Below are 3,826 nucleotides of genomic sequence, written 5' to 3'. Positions count from 1 at the left end.
GTCTGGGCGTGGCCGCGCTGGCGGGGGAGTACCACAGCGTCGTCGCCCGCGCCGTCGCCGCCAGGGCCGACGCGCTCGGCCTGCCGTACCTCTGCTCGTCGGCGGTGCTCGACGAGCTCACCGAGCAGCCGACGGACTGGGTGGCGCGCATGTGCCCTGCGCAGTCACACAGTTGGCGGCTCTACGCGGACTTCCTCCTCGGCGCAGGCCACACCCGGATCGCCGTGGCGGCGCAGCCGAGCGTGTACTGGGCGGCCGGGACCCGCATCCTGCGGGACCACCTCGCCCCGCGGGGCGGCACCGTCATCGAGCTCGACCCGGGTGCGCTCGACCCGGCGGCCGTGTGCGAGGAGCTCGTCCGCCACGGCGTGATGGCGCTCCTCCTGCTGACGGGCATCCCGGAGCCGGCCGTGTCGGTGGTCAAGGCCGTCCGCGCCGACGAACGTCTCGCGGAGGTCCTGATCGGTGCGCCGGCGGGGCAACCGGAGTTCGCCGAGTGGGCGGCACTGCTGGGCGAGGACGGCACGGCGGTCCCGTTCCTGCGCTACCTGCCGGAGCGACTTGGCCCGCTCGGTGCACGGGTCGAGGCGGCCCTGCGCGACCAACTGGGCCAGGCCCCCTCCTTCGTCGCCTTCGAGGGCTACGACACCGTCACCGTCCTCGCCACCGTGCTTCGGACACACGGCACGGACCGGGCGCACATCGCCGAAGCCTGGCCGACCGTGGCAGTCGACGGCACCCGCGGACGAATCCGGTTCTCCCGCCCCCCGGGCGTCAGCGTGTGGCAGTGGGCCTGGCCACCCGTCCAGATCGCCGACCGCGACCCGGCGGACCCGGGGCGCTTCCGGATCCTCCACACCGGTTGAGGAGGGGGAACGAGGAAGCGCCCGGTGGTACTTGCGGCGGACAAGTACCACCGGGCGCTCCCGGCTTGAGGGGTGGGCTAGGGCCTGTGCGATGTTGTGATCAATCTTCGGGTTCTGCCCCCGCTCCGGGGCGGAACCCGGTAGGACTGTCTGATGTGACGCGCAGGCAACTCACCGACGAGCAGTGGAGTTTGATCGAGCCCTATCTGCCGATCGGCAGGTTCGGGCCGTACCCCGAACGGCTTCGTGACCAGTTCGAGGGGGTGATCTGGCGGTTCCGCTCCAGCGCCCAGTGGCGGGAGATGCCTGCCGAGTTCGGCCCCTGGTCCACGGTCTTCGGCCGGTTCCGGGTCTGGCGGGACGCCGGCGTGTTCAGTGCCCTGCTCGAAGGCCTGATCGCCGAGGCCGCCCGCGAGGGGAAGACGGACCTATCGCTGGTCAGCGTCGACTCCACGACCGTCCGGGCCCACCACGACGCCGCCGGGATGCTCGTCGACGAGGACCTCATGCACGCCCTGGAGGAGGCCACGCGCGAGCAGGATACGGCCCGCCAAAAGGGGGCGAGCCACCGGAACAGAACGGACAGGACGAGCGCAGATACGTCCGACGGCGACGTCAGCTCCGTCTGAAGCAGGCCCTGCTCGGCAGATCACGGGGCGGGCTGACCAGCAAGGTCCATCTCGCCGCCGACCGCCAGTGCCGTCCGCTGGCGCTCGTCCTGACCCCGGGGCAGGCCGGCGACAGCCCGCAGTTCGTCCCCGTCCTCGCCAAGGTGCGCGTGCGCCTGCCCGTCGGCCGGCCCCGCACCCGGCCCGGCGCGGTCGCCGCAGACAAGGCCTACTCGTCCCGCGCCAACCGCGCCTACCTGCGCAAACGCGGCATCAAGGCCGTCATCCCGGAGAAGAAGGACCAGGCTGCCAGCCGGAAACGGAAGGGCAGCAGGGGCGGCCGACCCGTCGACCACGACACCGACCTCTACAAGGAACGGAACACCGTCGAGCGCCTGATCAACAGGCTGAAGGCCTGGCGGGGCATCGCCACCCGGTTCGACAAGAAGCCCGAGAGCTACCTCGCAGGCCTCCACCTCCGCGCCTCAATGATCTGGATAGACGACCTCCTGCGACCGCCCAACTGATCACAACATCACACAGGCCCTAGTTCTTGCGGCGCCCGGCCATCCAGACGAACACCAGGATGCCCGCGAAGAGGAACAGCACGCCCTGGTAGACGGCCGCGTACCCGGCGCCCGCCACGAGCCACAGCGAGAAGCCGAAGGCACCCAGGCCCAGCACGGCGTCGCGGACGAGACGGGCTGTGGCCACCTCGCGTCCGCCGCGCACCAGCCAGTACAGCTGGGCGGCGGTGGAGAGCAGGTAGGGGACGGTCGCGGTGAAGGTGGTGATCAGCACCAGCGCGTCGAACGCGCCCTTCGCGCCGGACGCGAAGTCGAGCACCGTCAGCACCGAGGCCAGCGCGACGCTGACTACGACGCCGAGCACCGGCACCCCGCGCTTCTCCTTGCCGAACGCGGCCGGGAACAGCCCGTCCTTGGCGGCCGCGTACGGCGCCTGCGCGGCGAGCAGGGTCCAGCCGTTGAGTGCGCCCGTCATCGAGATCAGCGCGGCGACGGCGATGACCGTCCCGCCCCACGAGCCGCCGAACATCGCGTTCACGGCGTCCGAGAACGGCGCGCTGGAGCTCACGAGCCGGTCGTGCGCGACGGTGCCGAACACCGCCAGCGTGCCGAGCAGGTAGACCAGGGCGGCGCCGGCCGTGCCGAGCACGCTCGCCCGGCCGACGTTGCGCTCCGGGTCGCGGACCTTGCCCGCGCTCATCGCGGCCGACTCCACGCCCAGGTAGCTGAAGAGCAGGATCGCGGCGGCGGCCGTCATGCCGCCGACCACGCCCTGGCCGGAGGCGTCGAACGGGCCGAGGTTCTTCGGGTCGAAGAAGCCGAGGCGGCCCACCGCGACCAGCGCCAGCGGGATGAACTTCAGGACGGTGGAGACGAGTTGGACGGCCCCGACGTACCGGGTGCCGGCCAGGTTCGCCAGCGCGGGCAGCCACTGGACGGTCAGCGCGGCGCCGATGGTGAGCAGGGTGGAGTGCTGGACGGGGACCAGCACGTCGAGGTAGCCGACCGCCGCCACGGCGAGCGCCGCGTTGCTGACCCACGTCGTGATCCAGTACGACCACGCCGAGATGAACCCGGCGAAGTCGCCGAACGCCTCGCGGGCGTAGACGTAGGGCCCGCCGGTGCGCGGGTTGCGGCGCGCCAGCTGCCCGAAGACCAGCGCGAGCGCGATCGCGCCCACCGTCAGCACGGCGAACGCGACCAGGCTGACCGTCCCGAACGGCGCCACGGCCGCCGGGATCATGAAGATGCCGCCGCCGATGATGTTCCCCATCACGAGCGCGGTCGCGGTCGGCAGCCCGAACCGCCGGCCAGGACGGGAGGGGGACGGGGTGGCGGGCTCCGCCTCGGTGGGCGGGGTCGGCCGGGGAGCCTGCCGGGTCACGGCCGGGCTGGTCTGCATGGGGGTGGTGCGCCTTTCCTGGTCCTGCTGCGCTCGGTGGAGCGACCGCCCATGCTCACAGAGAGGTACCGGTCCGTACCAAATCGGTGGTTTTCGTCCGGCCGACCCGGGCCCGCCACCGCAAGATTTCCGGCCGAGCGCCCCTTGCACCGGCACTCGTCCGGTGGGGCGCTCACCGCGATGATCACGGCAGGCGCAGCACCAGCTTCCCGGTGTTCTCGCCGCTGAACAGCATCCGGAACGTCTGCGGGAAGTCGTCGACGCCGCCCTCGACCACGTGCTCCTTGACCTTGATCCGTCCCTCGCCGATCCAGCCGGCGACCTCGGCCGCCGCCTCGGCGTAGCGGCGCGCGTAGTCGAAGACGACGAAGCCCTCCATCCGGGCCCGGCGCACCAGCAGGGACAGGTAGTTGGACGGGCCCT

The 3,826-nt window shown here is 71.9% G+C and carries 2 protein-coding genes and 2 pseudogenes; 2 read left to right on the top strand and 2 right to left on the bottom strand.

The features are described from left to right. A partial coding sequence (locus AB0O00_RS32115) for an ABC transporter substrate-binding protein (protein ID WP_363657777.1) occupies positions 1–866 on the top strand: 866 nt, incomplete at its 5' end. 155 nt (positions 867–1,021) lie between these two features. Continuing rightward, positions 1,022–2,001, top strand: a pseudogene (locus tag AB0O00_RS32110) (IS5 family transposase). Between the two features lie 19 nt (positions 2,002–2,020). Here AB0O00_RS32110 and AB0O00_RS32105 read toward each other — a convergent pair. Together AB0O00_RS32105 and AB0O00_RS32100 are read right to left on the bottom strand one after the other, a co-directional pair. Continuing rightward, positions 2,021–3,403, bottom strand: coding sequence for an amino acid permease (locus tag AB0O00_RS32105; RefSeq protein WP_363657776.1), 1,383 nt, complete (start codon positions 3,401–3,403; stop codon positions 2,021–2,023). A 184-nt stretch (positions 3,404–3,587) separates the two neighbouring features. Next, a pseudogene (locus AB0O00_RS32100) lies at positions 3,588–3,826 on the bottom strand (NADP-dependent oxidoreductase); the annotation flags it as partial.

Origin of the sequence: Kitasatospora sp. NPDC093558 (genome assembly GCF_040683475.1) — a bacterium.
Lineage (GTDB): Bacteria > Actinomycetota > Actinomycetes > Streptomycetales > Streptomycetaceae > Kitasatospora.
This window is presented reverse-complemented; position numbering and strand designations above follow the sequence as displayed.